This window comes from Comamonas sp. CMM02, assembly GCF_014851485.1.
Taxonomy (GTDB): domain Bacteria; phylum Pseudomonadota; class Gammaproteobacteria; order Burkholderiales; family Burkholderiaceae_C; genus Comamonas; species Comamonas avium.
The window spans coordinates 16,897-37,977 of the sequence record NZ_JACUZW010000007.1 but is presented as its reverse complement, the minus strand read 5'-3'; the positions used below and the strand labels follow the sequence as shown (position 1 = coordinate 37,977).

23 protein-coding genes are annotated in these 21,081 nt (G+C 61.0%); 10 read left to right on the top strand and 13 right to left on the bottom strand.

Translation table 11 applies throughout. From position 1 onward, the window contains the following. Nucleotides 1-254 precede the first annotated feature (254 nt). The gene (locus IB213_RS17390; RefSeq protein ID WP_192408091.1) at nt 255-1,244 is read left to right on the top strand and encodes a tripartite tricarboxylate transporter substrate binding protein; all 990 of its coding nucleotides are present in this window, start codon (nt 255-257) and stop codon (nt 1,242-1,244) included. A 130-nt stretch (nt 1,245-1,374) separates the two neighbouring features. Here the strand turns inward: IB213_RS17390 and IB213_RS17385 are convergent, their stop codons facing one another. Then, nucleotides 1,375-2,169: an HAD-IIB family hydrolase gene (locus IB213_RS17385; protein WP_192408089.1), complete on the bottom strand. Its 795-nt coding sequence runs from the start codon at nt 2,167-2,169 to the stop codon at nt 1,375-1,377. A 150-nt stretch (nt 2,170-2,319) separates the two neighbouring features. Further along, entirely contained in the window at nt 2,320-3,948 is a 1,629-nt protein-coding gene (locus IB213_RS17380; RefSeq protein WP_191724242.1) for a peptide chain release factor 3, read from the bottom strand. Between the two features lie 181 nt (nt 3,949-4,129). On the opposite strand from IB213_RS17380, the gene IB213_RS17375 reads away from it, so the two are divergent. Further along, nucleotides 4,130-4,828, top strand: coding sequence for a lysoplasmalogenase (locus tag IB213_RS17375; protein ID WP_192408087.1), 699 nt, complete (start codon nt 4,130-4,132; stop codon nt 4,826-4,828). 41 nt (nt 4,829-4,869) lie between these two features. On the opposite strand, the gene IB213_RS17370 is transcribed toward IB213_RS17375, so the two are convergent. From IB213_RS17370 to ruvA, 5 genes are all read right to left on the bottom strand, one after another. Beyond that, nucleotides 4,870-5,601: an ABC transporter ATP-binding protein gene (locus tag IB213_RS17370; protein ID WP_192408085.1), complete on the bottom strand. Its 732-nt coding sequence runs from the start codon at nt 5,599-5,601 to the stop codon at nt 4,870-4,872. A 13-nt stretch (nt 5,602-5,614) separates the two neighbouring features. Next, nucleotides 5,615-6,844, bottom strand: coding sequence for an ABC transporter permease (locus IB213_RS17365; RefSeq protein WP_192408084.1), 1,230 nt, complete (start codon nt 6,842-6,844; stop codon nt 5,615-5,617). Beyond that, a complete protein-coding gene (locus tag IB213_RS17360; protein ID WP_192408083.1) occupies nt 6,844-8,100 on the bottom strand; it encodes an efflux RND transporter periplasmic adaptor subunit in 1,257 nt (418 codons plus the stop codon). Before IB213_RS17360 ends, IB213_RS17365 begins: the two co-directional genes overlap by 1 nt. A gap of 66 nt (nt 8,101-8,166) precedes the next feature. After that, nucleotides 8,167-9,312 carry a Holliday junction branch migration DNA helicase RuvB gene (gene ruvB / locus IB213_RS17355; RefSeq protein ID WP_191724247.1) on the bottom strand — a complete coding sequence of 382 codons (1,146 nt, stop codon included), beginning with the start codon at nt 9,310-9,312 and terminating at the stop codon, nt 8,167-8,169. A gap of 6 nt (nt 9,313-9,318) precedes the next feature. Next, nucleotides 9,319-9,897 (bottom strand): Holliday junction branch migration protein RuvA, encoded by a 579-nt coding sequence (gene ruvA / locus IB213_RS17350; RefSeq protein ID WP_191724248.1) that lies wholly within the window; start codon nt 9,895-9,897, stop codon nt 9,319-9,321. 51 nt (nt 9,898-9,948) lie between these two features. On the opposite strand from ruvA, the gene IB213_RS17345 reads away from it, so the two are divergent. Together IB213_RS17345 and ybeY are read left to right on the top strand one after the other, a co-directional pair. Next, nucleotides 9,949-10,896 (top strand): PhoH family protein, encoded by a 948-nt coding sequence (locus IB213_RS17345; RefSeq protein WP_191724249.1) that lies wholly within the window; start codon nt 9,949-9,951, stop codon nt 10,894-10,896. 64 nt (nt 10,897-10,960) lie between these two features. Beyond that, complete coding sequence (gene ybeY / locus IB213_RS17340; protein ID WP_191724250.1) at nt 10,961-11,422, top strand: rRNA maturation RNase YbeY; 462 nt, start codon at nt 10,961-10,963, stop codon at nt 11,420-11,422. An 84-nt stretch (nt 11,423-11,506) separates the two neighbouring features. Here the strand turns inward: ybeY and IB213_RS17335 are convergent, their stop codons facing one another. From IB213_RS17335 to IB213_RS17315, 5 genes are all read right to left on the bottom strand, one after another. After that, nucleotides 11,507-12,103, bottom strand: a complete 597-nt coding sequence (locus tag IB213_RS17335) for a DUF599 family protein (RefSeq protein ID WP_192408082.1) — start codon at nt 12,101-12,103, stop codon at nt 11,507-11,509. Nucleotides 12,104-12,193: 90 nt separating this feature from the next. After that, nucleotides 12,194-12,619, bottom strand: coding sequence for a YeeE/YedE family protein (locus tag IB213_RS17330; protein WP_192408081.1), 426 nt, complete (start codon nt 12,617-12,619; stop codon nt 12,194-12,196). A 2-nt stretch (nt 12,620-12,621) separates the two neighbouring features. Then, nucleotides 12,622-13,068: a YeeE/YedE family protein gene (locus IB213_RS17325; RefSeq protein WP_192408080.1), complete on the bottom strand. Its 447-nt coding sequence runs from the start codon at nt 13,066-13,068 to the stop codon at nt 12,622-12,624. Continuing rightward, the gene (locus IB213_RS17320) at nt 13,065-13,412 is read right to left on the bottom strand and encodes a helix-turn-helix transcriptional regulator (RefSeq protein WP_192408079.1); all 348 of its coding nucleotides are present in this window, start codon (nt 13,410-13,412) and stop codon (nt 13,065-13,067) included. Before IB213_RS17320 ends, IB213_RS17325 begins: the two co-directional genes overlap by 4 nt. 120 nt (nt 13,413-13,532) lie before the next feature. Continuing rightward, nucleotides 13,533-13,730, bottom strand: a complete 198-nt coding sequence (locus IB213_RS17315; protein ID WP_192408077.1) for a DUF2892 domain-containing protein — start codon at nt 13,728-13,730, stop codon at nt 13,533-13,535. A 208-nt stretch (nt 13,731-13,938) separates the two neighbouring features. On the opposite strand from IB213_RS17315, the gene IB213_RS17310 reads away from it, so the two are divergent. The 6 genes from IB213_RS17310 (at nt 13,939) to IB213_RS17285 (ending at nt 19,162) form a co-directional block, all read left to right on the top strand. Beyond that, nucleotides 13,939-14,841 carry an MBL fold metallo-hydrolase gene (locus tag IB213_RS17310; protein WP_192408075.1) on the top strand — a complete coding sequence of 301 codons (903 nt, stop codon included), beginning with the start codon at nt 13,939-13,941 and terminating at the stop codon, nt 14,839-14,841. Between the two features lie 23 nt (nt 14,842-14,864). Further along, on the top strand, nt 14,865-15,173 hold the full coding sequence (locus IB213_RS17305; protein ID WP_191724255.1) for a hypothetical protein: 309 nt from the start codon (nt 14,865-14,867) through the stop codon (nt 15,171-15,173). Between the two features lie 237 nt (nt 15,174-15,410). Beyond that, the gene (locus IB213_RS17300) at nt 15,411-16,190 is read left to right on the top strand and encodes a sulfite exporter TauE/SafE family protein (RefSeq protein WP_191724256.1); all 780 of its coding nucleotides are present in this window, start codon (nt 15,411-15,413) and stop codon (nt 16,188-16,190) included. A gap of 204 nt (nt 16,191-16,394) precedes the next feature. After that, nucleotides 16,395-17,906 carry a sensor histidine kinase gene (locus tag IB213_RS17295; protein WP_370551234.1) on the top strand — a complete coding sequence of 504 codons (1,512 nt, stop codon included), beginning with the start codon at nt 16,395-16,397 and terminating at the stop codon, nt 17,904-17,906. Then, on the top strand, nt 17,893-18,576 hold the full coding sequence (locus tag IB213_RS17290) for a response regulator transcription factor (protein ID WP_191724257.1): 684 nt from the start codon (nt 17,893-17,895) through the stop codon (nt 18,574-18,576). The genes IB213_RS17295 and IB213_RS17290 overlap by 14 nt, the downstream gene beginning before the upstream one ends. A gap of 91 nt (nt 18,577-18,667) precedes the next feature. After that, nucleotides 18,668-19,162 carry a heme-binding protein gene (locus IB213_RS17285; RefSeq protein ID WP_191724258.1) on the top strand — a complete coding sequence of 165 codons (495 nt, stop codon included), beginning with the start codon at nt 18,668-18,670 and terminating at the stop codon, nt 19,160-19,162. A gap of 494 nt (nt 19,163-19,656) precedes the next feature. Here IB213_RS17285 and dbpA read toward each other — a convergent pair whose 3' ends face one another. Continuing rightward, nucleotides 19,657-21,063: an ATP-dependent RNA helicase DbpA gene (gene dbpA / locus IB213_RS17280; protein ID WP_191724259.1), complete on the bottom strand. Its 1,407-nt coding sequence runs from the start codon at nt 21,061-21,063 to the stop codon at nt 19,657-19,659. Between the last annotated feature and the right edge of the window lie 18 nt (nt 21,064-21,081).

The following is a 21,081-nucleotide window of genomic DNA, read 5'->3' as shown; positions in this document are numbered from 1 at the left end:
GATATATGCAGCCATACCGCAGCTGTCACTGCCACGTGAAAAGACAAGCTCCAGCGCCTTCCACTCGGCAAGGGCCACATCGCCAGAACCCGTGGCGCTGACGCCCTAGCGACAACACCCAAGGGATTGCCCCCACCCCCCTGCTTGCACTTCGTTCCTACAGTGGTGCAAATGTCGCCTTGATTAATTCAAGAAGACATTTTGGGAGAGGCAGCACAGACTGCCTGCACAACACAAGAACTGGAGACATTCCCATGGCTTTCGTCACACACCTTGGTCGCCGCACCACCTTCGCTGCTGCACTGGCTCTGTCCACCTTGGCATTCGCCAGCCACAGCGTGGCACAAGACGCTGCCAGCTGGCCCACCAAACCCATCCGCCTGATCGTGCCTTACACGCCCGGTGGCTCTACCGACATCGTCAGCCGCACGGTGTTTGAGGCCGTGAGCAAGCGTCTGGGCCAGCCCGTGGTGATTGAAAACAAGCCCGGTGCCAACAGCACCATTGGTGTGGCACAGACATCTCGCGCACCCGCTGATGGCTACAACTTTGTGAGCGTGCTGGCGGCCTACACCGTGAACATGTCGCTGTACAAAAAGCTGCCCTACCAGCCCAGCGACTTTGTGGCGGTCAGTCATGTGGCGGATCTGCCCATGTTCCTGTTCACCTCCAACAAGCTGCCGGTGAAAAATGCCAAGGAACTGGCCGAATACGGCAAGAAAAACCCGCTCAACTACGCCTCCAGCGGCACTGGTGCCAGCGCCCACATGATTGGTGCGCGCTTTGCGCAGGAAAACCAGCTCAACGCCCAGCACGTGCCCTACAACGGCAGCGCGCCCATCTTGGCGGACTTGATGTCGGGCCAGGTGGACATGCTGTTTGACCCCTTGCTGGTGCCCATGCCCCATGCCAAGACCGGCAAGATCAAGGTGCTGGCCGTGGCCTCCAAGCAGCGCTGGCCCAACGAGCCCGATGTGCCCACCATGGAAGAAGCGGGCTTTCCCGGCTTCATCATGAATTCGTGGGTGGGCATTCTGGCCCCCAAGGGCACGCCCCAGCCCATCGTGGACAAGCTGTCCAAAACCATTGCCCAGGCCGTGCAATCGCCCGAAGTGAAAACCAAGCTCACCCAGCTGGGCTTTGGCGGCGTTGGCAGCACGCCGGCTGATTTCCAGAAGCTGATTGACCAGGACTCTGCCATGTACAAAGGCGTGATCACCAAGGCCAACGTCAGCCTGGATTGATCTTTGCGCCCACAAAAAAAGCCAGCAGTGCGATGCCTGCTGGCTTTTTTAATAGCTACCATCGCTTACCCAGCAATGTTTTCAGATATAAATATATCTAAGAACATTGCTGCATAAGCGCTAACAGCTATTATTTATTTAGCAAATGGTCTGCCAGCTGTACAAAACCGTCGCCCCGCTCGGCCTCGGTCACATAGCGGGGCAGGTGCTGCAGGTGCGGCACAAAGCGCGCAATATTGGCCACACCCACAGACAGCGGCACGTTCTGGAACATCAACTGGTCGTTGGTGGAGTCGCCGATATACACCCACTGGCCCAGCGTAGCGTCCAGATCCAGGTCGAACAGCTCACGCACGATCCAGCGCGCACCTTCAAGCTTGTTGTGCTCGCCAAACCAGCCGTTGATGTGAATCGAGCTGACCGTGGCATTCATGCCCGCAGCCTTCATGATGGCCACGCAGGCATCGATATGGGCTTGCGACATGGTGGTGAACTCGCTGTGGTCCACCGCAATGTCGCACTCACGGCCATGCGAGTCGGTAGCACGCTGCGCACCGGGCACAGTGGCTTCGATCTGCGCCAGCACTTCCTGCATCTTGGCAAAGTTGTGCACACGCGTGTCGTCGTCTTGCTGGTACAGCTTGTCCAGCCCGCCTTCGGCATTGCGGCGCAGCGCCACCGCACCGTTTTCGGCCACGATGGACTCCACAGGCCAGGCACGCGCAAACGGTACGCTCCAGCCCACAGGGCGGCCTGTAATCGGCACCACTTTCAGCCCCGCATCCTTGAGGCGCGCAATCGCAGCCACCACGTGCTCGGGCACCACACCATCGGTGGTCAGCGTGTCATCAATATCGGTCAGCACGCCCAGCAAGTTGGCAGGAACGGGCAGCTCAGACAAAGGACGCAGAAATTCTTGGCTCACAGCAAACTCTCAAAGTACAGGGCAGATGACACTTGCACTGGGCGCAGCCCATCGGCGGGATGCCGAGCAAGGGCCGCCCCGCAGTGAGGGCGTCGCCCCCCTCCCGCGCAGCGAGACAGGGGGAAGCGGCAAAGCCGCTCAGGGGGTGCTTTAGTTGGCGCTACCCAGCGCCAGGCCGGCGTGTTCGCGCAGGGGGTGGAAATGAATCTTGGGAAAACGCTCTTGCGCCAGACGCACGTCGTAAGGGCTGGTGCACAGATAAGCCAGTGTGTCGGCCGCATCGTGCGCCAGACGCAGCGGATAGGCGTTCTCGAACTCGCGCAGATCGGCGGCGCTGTCGGCCGTAATCCAGCGTGCGCTGGTGTACTGGCAGCCTTCCAGACGCACGTCGCAGTCGTACTCGGTCTTCAGGCGGTGCTGCACCACTTCAAACTGCAGCTGGCCGATAGCGCCCAGCAGCATGTTGCCGCCAACGTCGGGCTTGAACACCTGAATCGCACCCTCTTCGCCCAGCTGCATCAGACCTTGCTGCAGCTGCTTGGTACGCAGCGGGTTCTTGAGCACCACGGTCATGAACATTTCCGGGGCAAAGAAAGGCAGGCCGGTAAATTGCAGGTTGGGCCCGTCGGTGATCGAGTCGCCCAGCTGCACACCGCCGTGAATGGTGAAACCAATGATGTCGCCTGCGTAGGCCTCATCGACGGCTTCGCGGCGCTGGCTCATGAAGGTCACCACGCTGGTGGGACGCAATTCCTTGCCGGTGCGCTGCACCTTCATCTTCATGCCCGGTGTGTACTTGCCCGAGGCCACGCGCACAAAGGCAATGCGGTCGCGGTGGTTGCTGTCCATATTGGCCTGCACCTTGAACACCACGCCCGAGAAGTTCTTGTCTTCAGGGTGAATGATTTTTTCTTCGCGGTTGCGGTTCACTTCCGTGAAAGCCACGCGCGGGCCAGGCGGGGGCGACATGTCGACCACGGCATCCAGCACTTCCATCACACCAAAGTTGTTCACACCGGAGCCGAAGAACACGGGCGTGAGCCTGCCAGCCAGAAAGTCTTCATGGCTCCACTCTGCCGATGCGCCCACGGCCAACTCCATGGACTCCAGCGCATCGTCAAAAGCCTTGCCAAATCGGGCGCGCAGACGGTCGGCTTCGCTCAGAGCAATGACTTCAAAGTCCTTGGGGCCACGGTCGCTGCCAGGGGTGAACACCGTCATGCTCTGCGTGCGCAGGTTGATGATGCCGCCGAAGCTTTTGCCCTGACCAACAGGCCAGGTGATAGGGCAGCAAGGCATGCCCAGCTCGCGCTCCACCTCGTCCAGAATGTCCAGCGGGTCGCGCACTTCCCGGTCAAACTTGTTGACGAAGGTAATGATGGGCGTGTCGCGCTGGCGGCACACCTCAATCAGGCGACGGGTCTGCGATTCCACACCGTTGGCCGCATCAATCACCATCAACGCCGAATCCACGGCCGTCAGCACACGGTAGGTGTCTTCCGAGAAGTCCTTGTGACCGGGCGTGTCCAGCAGGTTGATCACGTGGTCGCGGTAGCTCATCTGCATCACCGATGAGGCCACCGAGATACCGCGCTGCTTTTCAATCTCCATCCAGTCAGAGGTGGCGTGGCGCGATGCCTTGCGCCCCTTCACCGCCCCGGCGATCTGGATCGCTCCCGAGAACAGCAACAGCTTTTCCGTCAGCGTGGTCTTACCCGCGTCAGGGTGGGAAATGATGGCAAAGGTGCGGCGACGCCGTGTTTCTGGTGCGTATGACACTGGATGGGGGACGGTTCTGGCGCGACTGCTGCCGCGCGTTGCAAGAGGGTGAAGGGCTGCAATTTTAAGGGAAACCACGAAAGCGCACCGGCGCCAGAGAATGCGATGTGCAGTGTCTTTGCCAGAACGGGCAGGGTCGGCACCAATGCCCATGTCAGCACAGTCATCACACACTGAGAACATGCCCAGCTCCTCAACGCTCAGCCCCCACCGTATTCATCCCCTGCAATGGGCCATGGCCGCATGCGGCGTGCTGGCCATGTTCAGTGCGCACTGGGGCTACTTCTCGGCCTACGCATTGTTCAAACCGCTGACCATGGTGCTGGCACTGATCTGCGTGGGGGTCGTCGCAGGCCGCAGCCCGCTGAAGAAAAGCATGTACCTGCTGCTGGCAGGGCTGGCACTGAGCATGGTGGGCGATGTCTGCCTGCTCATGCCACAAGGCTTTCTGGCAGGACTGGTGGCATTTTTACTGGCCCACGTTTGCTACATCGCCCTGTTTCAGCGCGATGCGCCATGGCTGGCCAGCCGGTTGGGCCTTGCCGCATGCATCGCTGCCGGGGCTGTTGCCTATGGGTATTTGTGGACGCATGGCCTGCCCACGGCAATGCGCATCCCTGTGGCCATCTACGTGCTGGTGATTGGCCTGATGGCGGCCCAGGCACTGGGGCGCGCCACCGTGCTGCACACCGCAGCGGCCCGCACGGTAGCGTGGGGCGCGGTCAGTTTCATGGTCAGCGACACCGTTCTGGCCTTGGACAGGTTTGTGCAGCCCATTGCGGGCGCCTACCTCTGGGTGCTGGGCACGTACTACCTGGCGCAGTGCCTGATTTTGCATGGCATGCTGCAAACCCTGCGCGCAGCTTCACTCAAGCAATGAGCTGCCAGCGCTTTACAGGTCAGCGTTAGCAGCCCCAAACACTAGGGATGCGGCGTGTGCGTATCCCGGGCAATCAGCCCGTCCACCACCTCCACCAGCCGGTCACAGCGCTCGGCCATGCGCGGGTCATGGGTCACGATCAAGAATGCGGTGCCTTGGCTGGCGTGTATGTCACGCAGCAGCGTGAACACCTCCTGAGAAGCTTGCGTATCCAGATTGCCCGTAGGCTCATCGGCCAGTACCAAGGGTGGCTGATGCACCAAGGCCCGTGCAATCGCCACACGCTGCTGCATACCGCCAGACAACTCAGACGGTTTTTTGTGCAGCGCTTGCGCCAAGCCTACGGCTTTGAGCAGCTCAGTGGCCCGCGCCTTGTCCTGCCCCGTAACCACTCCATGGGCCATCAAGGCTGGCAGCGTAACGTTTTCCAGCGCTGTGAATGCCGGTAGCAAATGGTGGAACTGGAACACAAAACCCAGCGCCTGACGGCGCAGCAGCGTCAAACCTTCATCGCTGAGCTGGCTGGTTTCTTGGCCTTGCAGGCAGTAGCGGCCTGCGGTCATCGGCTCCAGCAAACCCAGAATATTGAGCAAGGTACTTTTGCCCGAACCAGATGGCCCCACCAGTGCCACAAACTCCCCGGCCTGCAATTGCAGATCGATGCCATGCAGCACTTCTACCTCGCTTGCCAGCCCCACGTTGTACGACTTGCGCGCACTTTGCAGCGCCAGCAAGCTGGGAGTGATTGATGAAACAGGGGAAGTCGTGGCCATGGTGCTGCGGCCCTTACATCCGAATGGCTTGCGCCGGGTCCATCGCTGCCGCACTGCGCGAGGGGATCACCGCCGCCAGCACCCCGCAGCAGGTTGCGGTCAGTGCGGCAGTCAGTGCGTCTTGCCATGTCAGGGCAATTTCAAACAATGCACCGCCTTGTACGCTGCGGGCAAACGCCGTTAACACCGCAACCAGCACCCACGACAGCAAGACCCCCATCACCGAGCCGACTGCACCCACCACCGCGCCTTGCAGCAGGAACACGCGCATCACCTGTCCGCGCGTGGTACCCATGGCTCGCAAAATGCCAATCTCACGGCGTTTTTGCACCACGCTGACCACCAGTACGCTGGCAATACCCAGTATCACCACGACCAGCACCACCGCACGAATCACGGTGGTACTGATGGTTTGCGCCTTCAGTGCGGACACCAGTTGGGCATTGTTGTCCTGCCAGCTTTCCACCTTGTAGTCGTAGCGGGCACGCAATTGCTGCGTCAGGGCATCGGCCTGCCAGACATCGCGCACCTGCATGTCCAGCACCGTCGCCCCTCCGGGTACGCCCAGCAGACTCTGGCCGCTGCGCAGCGGCACAATCACTGTGCGGCGGTTCAAATCTTTCACCCCCATGTCTAGCAAGGCGCTCACCCGCAAGGTTTCGGTGGTTCGGCCTGTATCCAGCGTGAAGCGGTCGCCTGCACGCACTCCCAGGTCAGACGCCAGCTCCATGCCAATCATGGCCTCACCCGGTGCCAGACTCCATGCACCCGAGACCAGCTTGTCCCGCAGGTTCACGATTTTCGCGTAGCGCTCTAGCTCCACCCCCATCAATGCCACGGACTGCGATGCCTCGCCCCGCAGCGCCAGGCCCGAGCCCGACACCATGGGCGACACAGCCACCACATCGGACATGCGCTCTAGCACCGGCAGCAGCAGCTGCCAGTTGGCCACCGAACGCAGACGCTGTGCACGGGGCTGGGTGTCGCTCAGCACCACGGCAAAGTTGGCGTCTGCTGCAATGGGCGTGACCACGTCATCCGGAGCACGCAAGCTGATGTGTGCCTGCGTGCCCAGCGTTTTGGCAATTGTGTTGGCCTGCAGGCCGTGAATGAGGGCCGTGATGTAGGTAATCACCGCCACACCCGCCGCCACGCCCGCCACAATCAGCAGACTTTGCATGCGCCCTTCACGCAGAAAACGCAAAGCCACGCGCCACTCAAAACCAAGGGGTACGGCTGCCATCAATCGACACCACCTTGCAGCTGGGCTCGCACCCGCTGGTCTGCTCGGGCCGGCGGCAGCAAGACCGTGTCACCCTCTTTCAAGCCCTGGGTTACTTCTGCCGCCTCCAAGGTGCGCAAGCCCACCTGCACGGGCTGGGCGGTGGCCTTGCCATTCACCAGCAGCAAAACCTGCGCTTGCAGACTGCCTGCACGCGCACCTTGCAAGGCTTGCAGCGGCAGCACCAGCGCCTGATCAGCCCGCCCTGTCTCCACCGCCACCGACAAGGTCATGTCTTCGCGCAAAAAAGCGGGCGGCGCGGCATCCAGCACCAGCTTGACCTCTACCGCGCCGCGCTGCGCATCCACGCTGGGGGCAATCGACACCACGCGGGCCGCCAATGGCTGATCAGCAAACGCATCCGCTACGACTTGCGCGCTTTGTCCCTCACGCAGCTGATCCAGAAAACGCTCATCCACCTGCGCCACGATCAGGGCAGGGCCCTCCAGCGCCAGCTGCAGCAGCGCCGTTCCGGGTTGCACGATTTGCCCCGGCTCCACATCGCGTAGCAACACCTTGCCCTGGCTGGGGGCAGTGATGCGGGTTTGGTCGAGTTTTGCACGGGCCACCGACAGCGCAGCCTGGGCCTGTCCGGCCTGCGCCTGTGCCGCCTTGAGTTCTGCGCCACCATCGGCTGATGCTGCTGCCTGTGCCTGCGCTGCCTGCAGCTGCGCCTGTGCAATTTGCAGTGCCTTGCGTTTTTCGTCCAGCGTGGCCTGGCTCAAAAAGCCTTGCTGCACTAGCTTTTCATTGCGCGTCCAGTCTGATTGCGCCTGCATGAGCGAAGCCTGCGATTGCGCCACCTGTGCCTGATTGCCAATGCGGCTATTGGTGCGCACATTGGCCAGCTGCGCCTGGGCTTGCTCCAGACTGGCCTGCGATTGCAGCAGGGCCGCTTGCAGCTCGGTCTGCTCCAGTTGCACCAGCAGTTGGCCCGCCTCCACCGTGTCACCTTCACGCACAGCCACACGCTCAACACGCCCCACCACCGTACTGCCCACACCCACGCGAGACCGGGTCTCCACCCGCGCCGAAAACTGCAGTGTCCGCACCAGTGACTGGGCATGCACCTGCACTGCAGGCACCTGCGGGCCACGCCACTTTTGTACGCCCCAGACCGCCCCCACCAGTACCACCACGGCAGCGCACGCCAGCCACCACCGAGCTGTACGGCGAGTGACGGATGAGGTGGTGGGGGGTGATGCAGGCTGATTCACAAAAATCCTTGGGGGTCACACCCAGCATGGCACAGGCCAGCGCTGCGCCCACGCCAGACAAGCGCTTTATTCGTTAAACAGATGGCCTTCCGTTTGCGGCACGACCAGCCCCAGATGCTGGTAGGCAGCCTTGGTGGCAATACGGCCACGCGGGGTGCGCTGCAGATAGCCTTGCTGGATCAGATACGGCTCAATCACGTCTTCGATCGTGCCCGCGTCCTCACCAATGCTGGCAGCAATGTTGTCCACTCCGACGGGGCCACCATCAAAACGGTGCACCACGGCCTCCAGCAGCTTGCGGTCCATCACATCAAAGCCACGCGGATCAACGTCCAGCATGGACAAGGCTTTTTGCGCAATGTCCTGCGTGATCGTGCCGTCCCCCTTGACGTCGGCATAGTCACGCACACGGCGCAGCAAACGGTTGGCAATGCGCGGCGTACCGCGGGAACGGTTGGCTACCTCCTGCGCACCTTCGGCATCAATGGGCGCACCCAGCAAGCCCGCGCTGCGCTTGACAATGCGCGCCAGCTCTTCGGTGTTGTAGAACTCAAGCCGCGCCACGATGCCAAATCGATCTCGCAACGGGTTGGTCAGCATGCCTGCACGCGTGGTGGCTCCCACCAGCGTAAACGGCTGCAAATCCAGCTTGATGGAGCGCGCCGCCGGGCCTTCGCCAATCATGATGTCGATCTGAAAATCTTCCAGTGCGGGGTAGAGAATCTCCTCCACCACGGGGCTCAGGCGGTGAATTTCATCAATGAACAGCACATCGTTGGCTTCCAGATTGGTCAGCAGTGCCGCCAGATCCTTGGGCTTTTCCAGCACGGGTCCACTGGTCTGGCGCAGGTTCACCCCCAGCTCCGCCGCAATGATGTGGCTCAGCGTGGTCTTGCCCAGCCCAGGTGGGCCAAACAGCAAGACGTGGTCCAGCGCTTCGCCACGTTTTTTGGCCGCACCGATAAAGATCTCCAGCTGCTCACGCGCCTTGGCCTGCCCCACATACTCATCCAGTAGTTTGGGGCGCAGTGCGCGCTCCATCACTTCTTCGTGCTTGTTGACAGGTGCTGGGGAGATGGTCGGGCTGCGCATGGCCGCTTCAGGCGTGTCACGGGCATCATGCGCAGCCGCTGCGGGCTGCGCCTTGGCACGCGGCTTGCGCTGGGGGGCGGCGGCAAAGCCCTCGCCGAAATCTTCGGTGTGAATGCTCATGGGTGCTTACTTGGCCAGGGCTTTGAGAGCCAGTTTGATACCGTCACTCACCCCCACATCGGCGGGCAGGGCTTTGAGGCTGATGGCGGCCTCCTTGTCGGAATAACCCAGCGCCAGCAGCGCTTGCAGGATGTCGGACTGCGCATCGCTCTTGACCTGCGCGCCTGCCGTACCCACCACGGCATCACCGAGCTTGCCCTTGAGCTCCAGCAGCAGACGCTCCGCCGTTTTCTTGCCAATGCCCGGCACTTTGACCAGACGAGCCACTTCCTGCAACGCAATGGCCTGCACCAAGTCGTCAATGCCCATGCCCGACAGCAACGACAGCGCCATGCGTGGACCCACACCGCTGACCTTGATCAGCTCGCGGAATGTCTGACGCTCTTGCGGGGTAGCAAACCCATACAGCAACTGGGCATCCTCGCGCACGATAAAGTGCGTCAGCAGGCTGATCTTGTCACCCAGCCCGGGCAGGTTGTAAAACGTGCTCATGGGCACCTGCACTTCATAGCCCACACCATGGCAGTCCACCAGGACTTGGGGCGGGTTCTTCTCGAGCAGAGTGCCAGTCAATTTGCCTATCATTGCGATCCTTTGCCGCCAGCAGCGGCAGTCTTCCTTAAGGGAATTATCAGCGTGATCTTGCGCCACACCTTTACACCGCACAACAACCTTCGTCTGAGCAACCTTTGTGGCTCGGCCGATGCGCACCTGCGCACCATCGAAACGGGCCTGCAAGTCAAGATTGCACACCGCCATGAACAGTTCAAGGTGGACGGCCCCAAAGCCAAGGCCCAGCAAGCCATGGATCTGCTGCAAGCCTTGTATGAGCAGGCCGACCGCCCACTCAAAGAAGAAACGCTGCAACTGATGCTGGCCGGTGATGCCGAGATGATCGAGGTCAACCCCGATGCCATCCAGCTCACCACCCGCCGTACAGACCTGCGCGCACGCACGCCCAATCAGGCGCTGTATCTGCAGAACATTGCTGCGCACGACATTACCTTTGGCATTGGCCCCGCGGGCACAGGCAAAACCTATCTGGCTGTGGCCTGCGCGGTTGATGCGCTGGAGCGCAGCGCCGTGCAGCGCATTGTGCTGACCCGCCCTGCCGTAGAGGCCGGAGAACGCCTGGGCTTTCTTCCCGGCGACCTAACCCAGAAGGTGGACCCCTACCTGCGCCCCCTGTACGACGCGCTCTACGATCTGATGGGCTACGAGAAAGTGCAAAAAGCCTTCGAGCGCAATGCGCTGGAAATTGCACCGCTGGCCTTCATGCGTGGACGGACACTGAACAATGCGTTCGTCATTCTGGACGAAGCACAGAACACAACGCCCGAGCAGATGAAGATGTTTCTCACCCGCATTGGCTTTGGTGCCAAGGCTGTAATCACCGGCGACGTCAGCCAGATTGACCTGCCCAAGGGTGCGATGAGCGGACTCATTGATGCCGAGCGCGTGCTCAAGCGTGTCAATGGCATCTCCATCAACCGCTTTACCAGCGTCGACGTGGTACGCCACCCCATGGTGGCGCGCATTGTGGATGCCTACGACGCCAGCAGCGGCGGCCGCTCTGCACGCTAAGGCAGGCACAAATCATCAATACCTATAGCTATCAGCGCTCAGTAAACAGGCGCCAGAGCCAAAAATGACACTTAACAAGCTTGAACTCTCTTTGCAGTTTGGCAGCTTTGACAACGTGGCCGAGCACCGCGCCCTGCTTAGCCGCGCTACCGTCACCAAATGGATTCAACACGCTCTGGCTGTGGACGCCGAAATAACGGTTCGCATTGTGGGCACCGAAGAGGGGCAAGCCCTGAATGCGCAGTTTCGCAAAAAGGACTACGCCACCAATGTGCTGACCTTTGACTATCAGCAAGCACCTACCGTAATGGCCGATCTGGTGATCTGCGGCCCCGTGATCGAGCGCGAAGCCAAGGAGCAAAACAAGTCACTGCAAGAGCACTACGCCCACATGCTGGTGCACGGCACCCTGCACGCTCAAGGCTGGGACCACGAAACCAGTGAAGAAGACGCCAACGAGATGGAAGCGTATGAAACCGACATCATGGCCGAGCTGGGTTACCCGGACCCCTACGCCAAAGACTGAAAAGCGTTTTCTCATTCATCAAAAAGGACTCCCTATGGAGTCCTTTTTTGGTGGCGTCGGAAGGCCAGTTCTGCAAAGAACTTTTCACCGATCAATGCCGGTTGCCAGCACAATCAGCAGCACCACGGCAGCAATCAGCCCTGCCAATGGCGAGATGCCAACCAGCAGCACGGGCACACACCACATCAAAAGACGCACTGACAACGCGTAGTAATGCCCCGCACGGCGAATGCTGCGCTGCCCGACGTCCAGCCACTGCAACCGCTGAGGACTGTCAATCGGCATGCCAGCCACAAAACCTGCGTGGTGCCACTGCCGCGCCGCAAGCATGGCGCTGATAAACGACAGCCCCAGCAGCACCAGCACCGCCAGCGTGTGCAACTGCAGCACATCGGCACGGCCTGCGGCCACCGCATCACCCCAGCCGCTGTGCAGCAGCGTGAGGCCACCCATCAGCCCCAAGGTGGCCGTGGTGGCCGTCATGGTGCAGGACATCAGTGAATTGCGAATGGTCTGCACGGCCAGCACTTCTGTGCCTTTGCTGTTGGAGACAGCCTGCAGCCAATCCTGTCGCAGTTGGTCATGCAGGCGCGTGGCTCGCGCGGGATGCAGCCACTGTTTGACAAAATACACCAGCACCAAGCCCAGCGTAACCCACATGGGCCAGAGAGATTCATACATAGACGCCCACTCCATCCTTACACCCGCGAACATTCATTACGTCGCATATTTTTATGCCCACCGCCCTGATGCAAACGGCATCAGCACCCCTCACTGAGCCTGCTTTCTGGCACGCGCCCATCCATGCTGTGCCAGCATTCCCACCAGCATTGCTGCCACAAACAACCAGACCTCGCTGTGCCCTGTCAGCAGATTCATCACTGCGGGCCCGGGACAAAAGCCTGCCAGACCCCAGCCCACACCAAACATGGCTGCACCGCTAAGCAATCTGGCATCCAGTGCCGTGGATGTTGGCAGTTGCATGGGGGCACCCAGCACCGAGGTTGTGCGTTTTTTGGCCCAGGTAAAGGCTATCAAACCGATCGCAATCGCACCGCCCATAACCAGCGCCAGTGATGGGTCCCACACTCCAAAAAAATCCAGAAAATTCTGAACTTTGGCCGGATTGCCCATTCCCGAAAGGATGAGTCCCAGGCCAAATACCAAGCCTGCCGCCAGTGCAACAAAAGCCGTCATGTTCACCCTCCCATCACGTGGCGCACCACAAACACCGTGACAGCACCCGTGGCCATGAACACCAGGGTGGCGGCCATCGAACGCAGTGACAGGCGCGACAGCCCGCACACGCCATGACCGCTGGTGCAGCCGGAGCCCAGCCGGGTGCCAAAACCCACCAGCAACCCCGCTGCGATGATCAACACAGGATTGCCGGGCATGGTGACCTCTGGCAGCGGCGCAAACCACTGCCACACCCAAGGCGCGGCCAGCAGGCCGATCACAAATGCGGCCCGCCAGCCCCACTGCGAAGCGCTGCGCCACGTCTGCGCTTGCAGCAAACCGCCCACCATGCCACTGATACCGGTAATACGGCCTAGCAGCACCACCATTGCTGCGGCAGACAGGCCAATCAAAACACCGCCGGCCAGCGATGTCCCGGGCGTAAATGCATCCCACGCAATGCTCATGACTGAGCTCCTTCACAAAATAGCTGGTGCACCACCTGCATCAACTGCAGTGCACGCGCATCAGCGGCTTGATAGCGAATAAATTTGCCTTCGCGCTCGGTGCTCACCAAACCCTCGCGCCGCAGCACTCCCAGCTGCTGCGACAGTGTGGGCTGTCCAATACCCGTAAGCTGCTCCAGCTCTCCCACTGTGCGGGGCTGCCGGGCAATCTGGCACAGCAGCAGCAGACGGTCTTCATTGCCCAGCACCTTGAGCATGGCAACCGCTTCGCCCGCATGGGCGCGCATGGCGGCCATATCAATCTCGGCAGCAGACTGGACAGCTGGAGTGGAGTGCAAGGTCATGACAATGGATTCAGAAAAAAGTGACAGACAAACAATGCGCTAGCCCATGACAAGAAAGCGAAATCCGAAATCGCTGCTTTCAACTACGCCAGGCAGCGAAGCCTTCAAGGCAGCGCGATTTTATTTGCGCAACTCCAGCGGGCAGGTTCGCAAACCCAGCAGCGAATACAACGGGCAAAAGCGCAACAGCCCTGTGACCAGCGGCACCACCCCCAGCCAGCCCCACCAGCCCACGGTGCCCGATGCGGCCAGCACCAACAGCACCAGTCCAACCAAAATACGCAGTACGCGGTCAATCCCACCAACATTAGCTTTCATGGTTTTCTCCTTTGGAGCTGATTGCAAGATTCAAGAACCCAGATACGGCTTGCGCCCCATGCGCACGCCTGCCACGTCTGATCGTTTGATAAAAACAAAAAAGCGCAGCAGACAATCTGTTTTTATATATTATATTAAAAAGTAAATTAATGCTGCATTGAACACCATCTCTATCCATTCCTCAGCCTTCAGCCAGAAAGTCAGCGCCATGCACATCGAACCTTTTTTTGATGCAACCACCGGCACCGTAAGCTATGTGCTGGCCGACCCTGCCAGCGGACAAGTCGCCGTGATTGACCCGGTGCTCGACTTTGAGCCCAAGTCAGGCACGCTGACCAGCGCCTCCTCCGACCGCATCATTGACTACGTGCGCGCCCAAGGCTGGCAGGTGCAGTGGATTTTGGAGACACATGCCCACGCCGATCACCTCTCGGGGGCACAGCACATTCGCCACCATCTGGGTGGTCAGATTGCCATTGGCGTGCACATCCGGGAAGTGCAAAAAATGTTTCGCAGCATCTTTCACTTTGAGCATGCTTTTGTGCCCGATGGAAGCCAGTTTGACCACCTGTTTACCGACGGTGAACAGTTTCAGCTGGGCAAGCTGACCGTGACCGCCCTGCACGTACCTGGCCATACGCCTGCCGATATGGCCTACCACGTGCAAGACGCCGTATTTACTGGCGACACGCTGTTCATGCCCGACGTTGGCACCGCCCGCGCCGACTTTCCCGGAGGCGACGCCGCACAGCTGTACCGCTCCATCCAGCGCCTGCTCAGGCTGCCGGAGAGCACCCGCCTGTTCATCTGCCATGACTATCCACCTGCCAGCCGCGGCCCAGCCTTTGTGTCAACCGTGGCCGAGCAAAAACAGCACAGTATTCACGTGCGCACCGGTGTGAGTGAGCCAGATTTCGTCACCATGCGCACCGCCCGCGACGCCACACTGGACATGCCCACCCTCATATTGCCTGCGGTACAAGTGAATGTGCGAGCGGGCAAACTGCCCCCCGCGGCAGACGATGGCCGCACCTATATGCAAACACCAATCAACGCCTTCCTGCGCGGAGCAGGCGCGCCTGACGGGGTATTCCAAGCGACTGCGGCATAAGCTGTTTCAGGTTACAAAGACACATGCCTACACCACTTCATATCCTGCTTCACGCCCCAGATGCAGAAGGTCTGCAACGCGCCCGCATGAACCTTGTTAACGCACTGCGGGCAGATCCTAGCTGCCAGGTCCGCATCATTGCCAATGCAGCTGCCGTCGCCGTCGCGCTGGATACACCGCACGAGCAGGCCGATGCATTGACGCATGTCTGCCCCAACACCCTCGCCAACCTGCAGCGCGAATGCCGCACTCCCTTGCTCCTGCTCAATGAGCCCGCCGTACTGGCGCTGGCGCGCTGGCAGACACAAGGCTGGAATTACATCCGCTCCTGAAAGCACACAGGACTCTGCAGTCCCCGGCTGAGCTGCTTTCCCATCGTGCACAGGTCTGCGTCTTGCACAGGCCTTCAGCCAGCTCGCGCTCCCCGCACTAAGCACCTTCATGTCTCAGGTGCTTTGCTTTTTTGTGCGTGCCAGACACCCCATGCCAACCACTAAGATCTCGCCATGGCCGCACCACATCGGTGCGTCAGCCTCACGAACACATAACAACATGAGAGAGACACCCCCATGGACATCTTAGGCATCGGCCCCTGGACCCACATTGCTTTGCTGCTGGCCGCTGCCTTTGTGGCCGGCGCACTCAATGCTGTGGCAGGAGGCGGCAGCTTTCTGACCCTGCCCGCCCTCGTCTTTACCGGTATGCCCCCGGTAGCCGCCAACGCGACTGGCACCGTTGCCCTGCTGCCCGGCTACGCCGCCAGCGCCTGGGGCTTTAAAGAAGACATGGCTGCACCACCGGGCTTGACCATGGGCAAATCCATTGCCCTGTCGCTGGTGGGTGGCGCTGCCGGCGCTGCCTTGCTGCTGTTTACCCCCGACGACATCTTCCGCAAGGTCGTACCCTGGCTGCTGCTGGCCGCTACTGCGCTATTCGCTTTCGCCCCCCAGATCCGTGCCTGGGCCGCAGGTAAAAATGCCACCCATGCCCCCGCCAGCCCCACCAAAGCCGCGCTGAGCATGCTGGCCGTCGCCTTCTATGGCGGTTACTTCAATGGTGGTTTGGGCATCTTGTGCCTGGCACTGTTTGGCCTGCTGGGGCAAACCCAGCTCAATGCCATGAATGGCATGAAAAATCTGGTCTCGGCCCTGCTCACCGCGATTGCCGTGGCTATCTACGCCGCAGGCGGCATCGTCGAGTGGAAACACGCATTGCTGATGATGGTGGCGGCTACAGCGGGTGGCTATGGCGGCGCACGAGTGGCGCGCAAAATTCCCGCACACATCCTGCGTTGGGCGATTGTGCTGACCGGCCTGGTGATGGCAGCCCTGTTCTTTGCCAAGGGCTAAGAGCCGTCAGCACCTCGCTTGATACATCGTTACCTCGCCCTTTCAGCGACCCGTACAACCTGCAGATTGGCGTCTCATCTCAGCCGCAAATCGAAGATTCGCAGGGTCTGAGCCTTGATCTAAACACGCTGCGCCACGCCGCCTTCATCGATCGAAATTCCACGCTGTGTATGTGCAGCAACGGGTGATGCCACAATCGCCGCCATGACATGGATGAAGCCTTGGCAGGGCTGGCTGCTAGCCTGGATCGTGACCGCAGCTGCCGGTGCTGGCTGGCTGGCACAGCAGCGGCTACAGGCGCTGCACGAAGCCTTCACCACCAATGCCCGGGTGGCCCACCGCCTGCTCAGCCAGCAAATGGTGCAGCACGACGCCATCTTGGCCACCTTGGCACTGCTGCAGCCCCCACTGACTGCCGATGCCAGCGCAAATGCTGTCACCAGCGAACTGGCGCGCCTGTACCCGCAGATTCTGGGCGTAGCCCAGCACCGCCCTGACCAGCCTTGGCCTGCGCACTGGCCTGCGACACTTTCCACGCTGGAGCAGCAATCCCGTGCCAGCGGCCATGCCCACATGGACACCAGCCAGTTGGCACAAGGCACGCTGTTTCTCGTGCAGGCTGGCGCCCCTTCCAGCTACGCACTGCAACTGCACCTGCCTGCCACCGTTCCTGCTGAAGAATGGCCTTATCCCGCCAGCCGCAGCCCCGTGCGCATCTGGCTCACCCAAGGTGAGCAAACGCTGATTCTTCAGGCGGGCGAGGCTGAAGCCACAACCCATGGCTGGGCATGGACGCAAACCAAAACACTGGCCTCCCCCAGCCAGGCGTTGGACTTGCACGAACGCTACAAGCTGCACGCCCGTCTGCTGCCGTGGTGGCCCATGCTGGCCTGGGCCGCGCTGTGTGCACTGGTGCTGGCCGGGCTGCGCGCGGCGTGGCAGCAACGCACCGCCCGGCTGCGGGCCGAACAACTGCTGCAGCACGGCCATGTCGCACGCCTGAACACACTGGGCGAACTGGCGGCAGGCATGGCGCATGAACTGAACCAACCGCTAACCGCCATTCTCTCCAACAGCCAAGCAGCGCGCCGCCTGCTGGACGACACCGAACCCGATCTGGACGCCGCACGGCAAGCCATGGCACAGGCGGCAGAGCAGGCCAAGCGTGCCTCAGGCGTTGTAGGCCGGCTGCGGCGTCTGGTAGAGCGCCCAAACACCACCGCCCACACCCAGCAGCTGTCGCTGCAGCATGCCGTGAACGATGCCCTGTACCTGCTGGAGGCCGAGCTGCGCAAGCACCAAATCCAGGTGCAGCACGTGGTGCCCGCACCGCTGCCACCGCTGCAGATCGACCCCGTAGCACTGCAGCAAATTCTGCACAATCTGCTGGTCAACGCCCTGCAGGCCATGGACAAAATTCCGCCTGCAGAGCGGCGGCTGGAAATTGAGCAAGCCCAGCAAGGCCCGTGGGTGTACCTGCGCGTGCAAGACAATGGCCCTGGCATTGCGCCCGAGATCCGCGATCGTCTGTTCACCCCGTTCACCACCACACGCAGCCAAGGGCTGGGTCTGGGGCTGACACTCAGCGAAAGCTTGGCCGAATCCATGGGCGGGCACCTGCGGCTCGTAGAACGTGCCGCCCTGCGCGGTGCCTGCTTTGAGCTGACCCTGCCTGCCCGCATCACCGCAGCACCTACCTCCCATGCCCAGCCCTGAAAACCTGCAACAGTCCCCCTTGATTCACTTGGTGGACGACGACCAGGCCGTGCGCGACAGCCTCTCGCTGCTCATCAGCACCGTGGGCCTGCGCGTACAGACCTGGGCAGACCCACTGGCCTTCTCGGCCGAGTTTGACCGCCAGTCCATCGGTGCCATCGTGCTCGATGTGCGCATGCCCGGCGTAGGCGGCTTGGCCCTGCTGGGTCAATTGATGGAACAGGGGGTGGACCAGCCCATCCTCATGCTCACCGGCCACGGCACGGTGGACATGTGCCGCCGCGCTTTCAAAAGCGGAGCAGCGGAGTTTCTGGAAAAGCCCGTGGACGATGAAGTTCTGCTCGAAGCCCTGCAGACCGCCGTGCGCCAGCACGTACGCCTGCGCGCCCAAACGCAGGCCGACCGCGACGCCCTGCAGCGCTACACCCAGCTCTCCCCACGCGAGTGCGAAGTGCTGGCCCTGATCGTGCAAGGTCTGACCAACAAGGAAATTGGCCGTGCGCTGGACCTTTCTCCTCGCACCGTCGAAACCCACCGCGCCAACCTGTTTGCCAAGCTGGAGGCCCCATCGCTGGCCTGGCTCATCCGCCGCTACGCCCCGCTGTCTGACAACGGCTGCGCCAGCCCTTCGCCGTCGCCACTCCGTAGTTCTACGCAAGCCCGCACGTAGCCGCACGCATGGTGCGTGGCACGCAATGTTTCTACAGTACCCCACAGGCGCTGCAACCGGCCCGCGTCCCCATTTAGTAGAAAGCTTTACCATGCCACGCATTTCCACCACAGCCATCGCCATCACCCTGTGCCTGCTGGGCACCGCCGCGCAAGCGCAAGCCGTGCGCACTGAAAAGAACATGTCGCTGGAGTTGGCCAACGACCTCGCCGCCCGCAGCGTGGCCGCCTGCACCGCCAACGGCTACGCCGTCACCGCCACCGTGGTCGACCGCGCCGGCACCGTGCGCGCCGTGCAGCGCGCCGACAACGCTGGCCCCCACACCCTGGAAGGCAGCCGCCTGAAGGCATACACCTCAGCCTCCGCCAAGAACAGCACCCTGGCCATGATGGAAGGCAGCCAGAAAAACCCCGGCGCCGCCAACTTGGTACACATTCCCGGCTATCTGCTGCTAGGAGGTGGCTTGCCCGTGAAAGTGGGCAATGAAGTGATCGGCGCCGTAGGCATTGCCGGCGCGCCCGGTGGTCATCTGGATGACCAATGTGGTCAGACAGCTTTGGGGCAGGTTCAGGATTTGCTGAAGTAATTTTTTCAGCACCTGCCCTGTGCTGACTTTGGCCGGGGCTTTGCTCAATCACACTTAGCGCCAGCGCTCATGGATTTATGAGCAGCCGGCGCTTTCTGCGTCAGCATTAGAGGCTGATTTGTCTCTTATGCTGGTTTTAAATTTTACTGACCGCTTATCGCGCGGCGGTAACTGACTTTTCTTGCTTGCGCAAGAAAAGTCAGCAAAAGCAGTGCACACCTCTACCCGGAACGCAGCGCTGCAAGCGCGCAGTGGGTTCTGCTGGACAAGCCGTCTGCAAGGCGCGCCTTTTCTTTGCCTGGGTTCTTTTGGCAAGACAAAAGAACCCGGGTCGCTGCCGGTCGACTACCGGCCTCGAACAGCAATGCCACAACAACAATAAAAACAGAGCCACTAGCGACAGCCAAATAAGCGCCAGACCTCAAAGACACTCATAAAACAAAAAAGGCTCACAACCTAAGTTATGAGCCTTCGAGCGAAACCTGAAAAGATTTTTACAGCACCCGAGCACGTACGCTCTTGCCCTTCACCCGCCCATTGTTGAGCTTGTCGCAAGCAGCAGCAGCAATCCGTCGATCCACCGCCACATACGTGGAAAAGTCATTCACACTGATCTTGCCGATCTGGTCACGGCTGTAGCCGAAGTCCGCGCACATGGCACCCATGACGTCGCCAGCACGGATTTTTTCCTTGCGGCCACCGATGATCTGGATGGTGCTCATGGGTGGCAGCAACGGGCCACCTTCTGCAGGCGTCAGCTCTTGCACCGGGAACCACTCCGAGGCACGCTCTTGCATCTGCTCGATCTTGGACACGAACACCATCTCGTCCATGGAGACCAGGTTCAGTGCCAGACCTTCGGCATCACCGCGGCCCGTGCGGCCGATGCGGTGGATGTGAATTTCGGCGTCCGGCGTCACATCGACGTTGATGACGGCAGACAGGTTGGCAATGTCCAGCCCGCGTGCGGCCACATCGGTGGCAACCAGTACGCTGCAGCTCTTATTAGAAAACTGCACCAGCACTTCGTCGCGTTCGCGCTGTTCCAGCTCACCAAACAGTGCCAGGGCGCTGATGCCCTGTGCTTGCAGCTCAGTGACCACATCGCGGCACTGCTGTTTGGTGTTGCAGAACGCGATGGTGGATTCAGGGCGAAAGTGCGCCAGCATTTGCACCACCACGTCGATCTTTTGCTTGGCTGGTACTTCGTACCAGCGCTGGGCAATCTTGTGCGCGCTGTGCTGGGCGGCCACTTTGACCATCTCAGGCTCGCGCATGAAGCGTTTGGCCAGCGAGGCAATGCCATCAGGGTAGGTGGCCGAGAACAGCAGGGTCTGGCGCTGCTCAGGGCATTGCTCAACCACGGTTTCGATGTCGGCGTAAAAGCCCATGTCCAGCATGCGATCGGCTTCATCCAGCACCAGCGTTTGCAGGTTGGAGATATCGAGTGCGCCCCGGTCGATCAAGTCCATCACACGCCCGGGAGTACCCACCACAATGTGGGCACCGTTTTCCAGACTGGCGATCTGGTTGCGCGAGGGCACGCCACCGTAAACGGTGACAACCTTGATGTTTTCTTGCGCCCGCGCCAGACGGCGGATTTCAGTAGCCACCTGGTCAGCCAGCTCGCGCGTGGGGCACAGCACCAGGCCTTGCACGGCAAACCAGCGCTGGTTCAGTCGCTCCAGCAAGGGCAAGCCAAAGGCGGCGGTCTTGCCGCTGCCAGTGCTGGCCTGGGCGATCAAATCGCGGCCAGCCAGTGTCAGGGGCAGGCTGGCAGCCTGAATGGGGGTCATCTGCACGTAGCCCAGATCCTGCAGGTTTTGCAGGGTCGAGGGCAGCAGCGTCAGCGCCGAGAATGCGCCGGAGTTTGCGCTAGGGGCGCTGGTCGATGTAGTCATGGGTGCAATTATCCGGGG